Source organism: Mycobacterium sp., assembly GCF_035633495.1.
GTDB lineage: Bacteria > Actinomycetota > Actinomycetes > Mycobacteriales > Mycobacteriaceae > Mycobacterium.
Genome location: NZ_DASQEU010000175.1, coordinates 1 through 1,532, shown reverse-complemented (window position 1 = coordinate 1,532; position 1,532 = coordinate 1). Strand labels below are relative to the sequence as shown.

Annotated in this window: 1 protein-coding gene; it reads left to right on the top strand. The window is 69.2% G+C overall.

The window, feature by feature from the left end:
- Window positions 1–609: 609 nt before the first annotated feature.
- On the top strand, window positions 610–1,532 hold a 923-nt coding region (locus VET27_RS25385; protein ID WP_526522644.1), incomplete at its 3' end, for a serine hydrolase domain-containing protein.

The window sequence follows — 1,532 nt, the reverse complement described above, 5'->3', positions numbered from 1 at the left end:
GGGTGTGGGGGCTCCCATGGTCACCCACGGTGGCTGTCCGATCGTGACGACCAGCCCGGCCGGCCTTGGCCGTCTACGGCCAGCTGAGGAATCCGGGCACGGCTTTCCGGCCCACTATGACGCGCCCAGTTCGGTGGTCCGCTGATGTGGGGAGTGTCCCGATTTCGCTGATGCGACACGAGGTGTTGTGGTTCCGAGTGGGAGAGCCATTAACGGTATTCGATCCCGCGGGCCGAAGTGACACACGGCCGCGCGTCGCGGGTCAATCGATTGGCGGTTTCGAAGCGCCTCACCGTGGCTGTTCGGTGCCGCACCCCCGATGCCCGACCTCGGTGACGCACGATGTGTTCCGCGTGATTGCAGGGACAAGGATGTGGGACTGAGCGCTGCGCCGGCTCAGGGGCGTCGCGCTGAAGCGGCCGTCGGTCGCCTCTCGCCGGACCCCCAAGCAGCCCGAGCATTCACTCCGCGATGGTTCGAACATGCCGCCCGTTCGTCCCGCATCGGCCACTTGACCTGCTGGCTTCAGCGACGAGTGGCGCGCCCTCAGGGCGACGTGCGCGGCCAGGTCGACCACCTCGAGGCTGGGCAGCCTGCCAAGATCGGCCCGTGACAGCCACCTTGGTGATGAAGGCCATACGCCCGTACGTCGACCGTGGGGTGATCCCAGGTGCGGTGATCGGGATCTGGCGAGACGGTGAGGTGTCGTTGGACGCCACGGGTGGCACCACACTCGGTGGCGCCGCGCGTCTGAGCATCGACGCCATGGTGCGGATAAGTTCGAACACGAAGCCGATCGTGGCTGCGCTGGCGCTGGCGTTGGCTGACGACGGCGCCCTCGCACTGGAAGACCCGGTCGAGCGCTTCATTCCCGAGCTGAAAGATCGTCGCGTGTTGCGCCGACTCGACGCGTCCTTCGCTGACACCGTCCCCGCCGAGCGCCCGCCCACCGTCGAGGACCTGCTGACGATGCGACTCGGCTTCGGGTTCGAGTTCGAGCAGGACTGCCCGGCGATCGGCGCGGCCGCCGACGCCGGCCTGGGGATCGGACCACCGAACCCGTCTGTCCCTCTCACTCCCGACGAGTGGATCGCCCGTTTCGCCGAACTTCCCCTGCTCGAGCAGCCGGGTGCGGTCTGGCGCTACGACCTGGCCTACGCCGTGCTGGGTGTCGTGCTTGCCCGGGCCGGCGGGCGTCCGCTGGATGAACTGCTGCGCGTCCGGCTGCTCGACCCGTTGGGGATGGCCGACACGTCCTTCGTCGCCCCGCCTGGGCGGCTGCCCCCGTGCTACGTCGTCGACGAGTCAGGGTTGGCACTGTTCGACGACGCCACTGGCAGCCGCTGGGCGACCGCGCCGTCGTTCCCGGACGCTCGAGGAGGGCTGGTGTCGACCGCGCCTGACCTGCTGCGCTTCGCCTCGGCGCTGCTCGACGGCGGCGCCGGGGTACTCACACCGGGCGCAGTATCGGCCATGACCACCGACCATCTCACGCCCGAGCAACGCCGGGCGCCGTCCGCCCTGGCCTTCCT